4 protein-coding genes are annotated in these 5,025 nt (G+C 54.8%); all 4 read left to right on the forward strand.

From position 1 onward, the window contains the following. The first annotated feature begins 105 nt into the window (after window positions 1-105). The gene (locus NW815_RS11235; protein ID WP_414358223.1) at window positions 106-1,347 is read left to right on the forward strand and encodes a response regulator; all 1,242 of its coding nucleotides are present in this window, start codon (window positions 106-108) and stop codon (window positions 1,345-1,347) included. A 604-nt stretch (window positions 1,348-1,951) separates the two neighbouring features. After that, on the forward strand, window positions 1,952-3,649 hold the full coding sequence (locus NW815_RS11240; RefSeq protein WP_414390307.1) for an ATP-binding cassette domain-containing protein: 1,698 nt from the start codon (window positions 1,952-1,954) through the stop codon (window positions 3,647-3,649). A gap of 12 nt (window positions 3,650-3,661) precedes the next feature. After that, on the forward strand, window positions 3,662-4,300 hold the full coding sequence (locus NW815_RS11245) for a riboflavin synthase (RefSeq protein ID WP_414416019.1): 639 nt from the start codon (window positions 3,662-3,664) through the stop codon (window positions 4,298-4,300). An 11-nt stretch (window positions 4,301-4,311) separates the two neighbouring features. Further along, entirely contained in the window at window positions 4,312-4,875 is a 564-nt protein-coding gene (locus NW815_RS11250; RefSeq protein ID WP_414344781.1) for a shikimate kinase, read from the forward strand. The last annotated feature ends 150 nt before the right edge of the window (window positions 4,876-5,025 follow it).

Raw genomic sequence — 5,025 nt, forward strand, 5'->3', positions numbered from 1 at the left:
GCTTATTATTGACTAGAGTCATGCTCTCCTTTCGACGGTTTGAGCGTGTGGCTGAGGTGAATCGCTGCTCATTTGGCCTGAAGAAGTTGGCCCGGAGAACGCTGCATGTCCCGTTTTGTGTTCGGCTCGGAGGAACTTGCGCCACTGCTCAGGCAGCAAGGTTGGCGGTTTACCACTGGATATCTGCACATTCACCTCAAGGGACTGGATCCCTCTGAGGGTGCGGAACCCTGGGTGTTGACCTACTACCACGGCAGGCTGCTTTTTTCTGCCGATCAACCCCTCAACACGCAAATCCTGCTGAAACGACTCTCCCGCTTTATTCCTCGCCTCAACTTGGAATGGCCACAGCGGGCCATCTCGGTGGTGCAAGAGCGCTTGATGAAAGACCATTCCTTACCTGAGCTGCTGGAGGCTATCACGCAATTGGGCCTGCTCAAGCCGGGGGAGCTGGAAGATGCCCTGTGGCTCAACCTGCTTACCGATTTCGACCGCTACCTATTCGAACGGGCAGGCACCTGTTACTTTGAGGTGCAGGAGCAGGTCGCCCAAGAGGCCCCCATTGGCGGGTTTGAGTTGGAGCCGCTGCTGCAAGAAGCCGCCCGGCGCCACGATCGCTGGGCAGATTTGAAGGTGGCGATCCCAACTATGCTGGCGGTGCCGGTGGTCAATTGGGAACGGGTCAACCGCTACCGCATCACCGATGAGCAACGACAGAAGCTCCACACCCTCACCAAAGATGGCCAGTCGCTGGAAGCAATCGCCAAGAAGCTGTGCCGGGATCGGCTGGAGGTGGCCAATCTCTTTGCCTCCTGGGCGAAAAAAGGTTTGGTCAGCCTACAAACACCCCAAGAGCTGCTGCAGACCAAGCGCCACAACCCGATAACCATCTTGGCGGTGGACGACAGCGTGGTGATGCAGGAAATCCTACGGCAGTATTTGCCCAACTATCAGGTGATTACAACGGGCAACCCCGCCGAGGTGCTTCCTTTGTTGTTTCAGCATCGGCCCCACCTGTTGTTGATGGATATCGCCATGCCGGGGATCGATGGTCTGGAGCTTTGCCGCATTGTGCGCAGCTTAGAAGAGTTTAAGTCCCTTCCCATCCTGATGGTTACCGCTCGCGATGGTCTGCTGGCCCGCATCCGCGGCAAATGGTCGGGGGCAACCGCCTACTTGACCAAGCCCTTCAACGAAAGTCAGCTTAATGCAGAGGTGAAGCGGCTTCTGGCCCAACAGCCGCCTGCCCACAGACAAAATCCTCTGTCGGTTCAGGGAGGCAGAACAGGTCATCCTGCCCTGTTTCAGGGATCCCCCCGTTCCCTCGAGGATCAAGCCAAGGCGTAGTGTCCTTCTGAGTTGATCCCCGTCGCCATTGGCTTTCCTGTCAAAATCAACAAAGGTTTTATGTTAGATAAGAAGTCAACTCAAGAGACCATAACTTGTCTGGGCTGACTGCTAATGTCAATGGATTGATAGCTCATTAGGACATGCCCAAAAGAGAAAAATAGGTTGCCGGGGATTTCAGAAACAAGAGACGAAGTAAGCATCCCATACACTGAAAACTTATCCGATCAACCTTCCTCATTGTCATCACGACCGGCTACTTCAATCTCTCTCAGGAACTGGCTTTTCCCCGCTGGCATTAGAGGTCGTTTAAGCCTTAGAGAAGCCTCACAAGGCTTCTGGCAAAAGAGTCCATACTAAGGGTACCGACAAACAAGCCCTGAAGACATGAAAAAAGATCGAACAGGGTTCAGCAGGCACTTCTGAAGGCAAACCAGAAATATTAAACGCTGTCGTGGATCCCGGCAAGATCAATGAGAGGGAGAAATCAAGCAGAAATTGCTCAGGATCCATGGACAGGGATCCCAAGAATACGTAAAATCGAGTAAAGAATGTAAAGAAAACGCCACACTTCTCCAATTGGTCCCGATCCCCAAGGAGCATTATGCTGCGACTGGAACACATTAGCAAAATCTATCCCACCGGTGAGGTGCTCAAGGATGTGAACTGGGAAGTTAAGCCTGGGGATCGCGTCGGCCTAGTGGGAGTAAACGGGGCCGGAAAGACCACCCAGCTCAAGATTATCTGCGGGCAAGAAGAACCGACCAGCGGCGAGGTGATCCGCCCCGCCAACCTGCGCATCGCCTATCTCACCCAAGAATTTGGAGTGGATCCCGCCCGAACGGTGCGAGAAGAGTTCTGGACAGTCTTTCAAGAGGAAAACCGCATTCACCAAGAAATTGCCCAAATCACCCAACAGATGGAGCAGGCGGACGCGGACACGTTGGAAACCCTTTTGCGCCGCCTAGATCGTCTACAGCGCCAATTTGAGAGTTTACATGGCTATGAACTGGAGGCGCGTATTGAGAAAATCCTGCCGGAAATGGGGTTTGAGCCGGAGGACGGGGATCGGTTGGTGAGCGCCTTCAGCGGCGGCTGGCAGATGCGCATCAGCCTGGGGAAAATCCTGCTGCAAAAACCCGATTTGATGTTGCTAGACGAGCCGACCAACCACCTAGACTTGGAGACCATTGAGTGGCTGGAAAACTACCTCAAGAGCTTGACGATCCCCATGGTGATTGTTTCTCATGATCGAGAGTTTTTGGATCGGCTTTGCACCCAAATTGTGGAGACGGAGCGAGGAGTTTCTACGACATACTTGGGTAACTATTCTCAATACCTACTCCAAAAAGTTGAACGGCGAGAGGCACAACAAGCTGCCTACGAACGTCAGCAAAAGGAAATTGAAAGACAACAGACCTTCATCGATCGCTTCCGGGCCAGTGCCACCCGCAGCACTCAGGCCAAAAGCCGCGAAAAACAACTGGAAAAGATCGAGCGGGTCGAAGCGCCCATTGGCGACGTGCGTACCCTCAAGTTTCGCTTTCCCCCTGCTCCCCGCAGTGGTCGCGAGGTGGTGAAGATCGAGAATTTGACGCACATTTATGGAGATAAGATTTTGTTTTTGGGTGCGGAGCTGTTGATCGAGCGTGGGGATCGCGTCGCCTTTCTGGGGCCCAATGGGGCAGGAAAATCCACCCTGCTGCGTCTTATCACCGGCCTAGAGCAACCTACCGAGGGATCTGTGAAATTGGGAGCACACAATGTGATCCCTGCCTACTTCGAGCAAAATCAAGCAGAGGCTTTGGATCTGAGCAAAACCGTCTTGGACACCATCCATGACGAAGTGCCCGACTGGAAAAACGAAGAAGTGCGCACGCTGTTGGGTCGCTTTTTGTTCAGCGGCGACGCCGTTTTTAAGAAAGTAGCGGCTTTGAGCGGGGGAGAAAAAGCCCGCTTGGCGTTGGCGAAAATGCTACTTCAGCCGGCCAACCTACTGATTCTGGATGAGCCCACCAACCACTTAGATATCCCGGCCAAAGAGATGCTGGAAGAAGCTTTACAGCATTACGATGGCACGGTGATCCTTGTTTCTCACGACCGCTACTTTATCTCAAAAGTGGCCAACAAGATTGTAGAGATTCGCAACGGAGAGTTGGTCGCCTACCAGGGCAACTATCACTACTATCTAGAAAAGATCGCTGAAGAGAAAGAGAAAGCCCGACAAGAGCGAATCGCTGCCGAAAAACGAGCCAAAGAGCGAGAAAAACAGAAAGCCAAAAAGGCAGCCGGCAAAACCTAAGGAGCCAAAGCAATGTTTACGGGTCTGGTTCGAAGTTTGGGCACAGCCCAGTTGATCAATTCTTCACGGCTACGGGTTACCTGTCCCCGGTTGCAACCTCAGTTGGCCTATGGAGATAGCGTGGCGGTGGACGGCCTTTGCCTGACGGTGGTGGAGATTCTGCCCGATGGATTTTTGGCCGATGTTTCGCCGGAAACCCTGCGGCGCTCGACTTGGGGCCAGGGATCCCTCGGCCCGCGCACAGTCAACCTGGAACCGGCGCTGCGGGTAGGAGACAAGTTAGGGGGGCATTTTGTCAGCGGCCATATCGATGGGGTGGGGCAACTGTGGGATCAAGCCGCCACTGGCAACGCCTGGGAGCTGAGCTTCAAGGTTCCTGAAGAGATCGGGCGTTACATCGTACCCAAGGGCAGCGTGGCGGTGAATGGGGTGAGCTTGACCATTGCTGAGGTGCGCCAAGGGGGCTGCTGGTTCAAGGTGGCTGTGATCCCCCAAACCTACCGCGAGACCAACCTTTCTCAGCTCCAAGTTGGGGATCCCGTCAACATAGAGGCGGATATTTTGGGCAAGTATGTGGAAAAATTGCTGGGCTTGCTGCCCCCCGAGAGCAGCGTTTCTCTGGAGTTTCTGGCCGAGCATGGCTATATCTAGGTACCTTTCCCATGATCCACCCCGAGGAAGTTGAGCGCCTGCGCGGCGTAAATGTTTATCTCATTGGGATGATGGGCAGCGGCAAATCCACCGTGGGATCGGAGCTGGCAGCCCAGTTGCGCTTTCAATTTTTCGACACCGATGGTCTGGTGGAGCAGGTGGGGGGTTCTTCCATCGCTCAGATCTTCGCCGAGCATGGGGAAGCCTACTTCCGGGATCTGGAGACGCAGGTGTTGGCCCAGTTGAGCAGCTACACCCGGTTGGTGATCGCCACAGGCGGCGGCATTGTGTTGCGCCCCAAAAATTGGAGCTACTTGCACCATGGCCTCACCGTTTGGCTGGATGCGACCCCCGAGCTGATTTGGCAGCGGCTCAGACGGGATCCCGGCCAACGCCCCCTGCTGCAAACCCCCGACCCCCAAGCTGCCCTGTACAAGCTGATGCAAGAGCGAGAGCCGTTCTACGCCCAAGCCGATGTGCGGGTGCCCATCCGGTCAGAAACTAGCCCGCCCCAGTTGGTTGAACAGATCTGGCAAGCCATTCGCGCCCGCCTGCGAGACGGGATCCCTTCCTAGCCGCCTCGCGCCCAACACAAAAAGGGATCCCATGAGGGATCCCTGAACTCTTTAGTTTTTGATTTTTGATTACTCAAGATTCGCCGGGAGCGGATCCCTGACGAGACCAGAACGGCTTCCTTTAGAGCGCATTGCCGCGGGGGAGGACTT

It is taken from the genome of Synechococcus sp. R6-7, assembly GCF_047461695.1.
Taxonomy (GTDB): Bacteria; Cyanobacteriota; Cyanobacteriia; order Thermostichales; family Thermostichaceae; genus Thermostichus.